Here is a 261-nt window from a genome sequence, read left to right on the forward strand (position 1 = left end):
CGGTCTGGCCGTGCCATTCTTCTGGTTCTTCGGCGTTCACGGCGGTTTGATCGTCGGCTCAGTTGCCGGTGCCTTCTTGATTCCAAACACCGCGGCCAACGCGGCTTTGTACCACGCCGGGAAATTGTCAGTTGCCCAAGGCGCTCACGTTATCACCAACGAATTCTACAACAACTTCATCAACTTGACCGGTTCAGGCATTACGATCGGTTTGGTTATCTTCACGGTTTGGTTTGCCAAGTCACAACAGATGAAAGCAAT

The 261-nt window shown here is 52.1% G+C and carries 1 protein-coding gene; it reads left to right on the forward strand.

The genetic code is table 11. The features are described 5' to 3' along the window. Positions 1-261: PTS transporter subunit EIIC (locus lacNas_RS10855; protein ID WP_201346857.1), on the forward strand; the 261-nt coding region annotated here is incomplete at both ends.

Origin of the sequence: Lactobacillus nasalidis, assembly GCF_016587775.1 — a bacterium.
Classification (GTDB): Bacteria; Bacillota; Bacilli; order Lactobacillales; family Lactobacillaceae; genus Lactobacillus; species Lactobacillus nasalidis.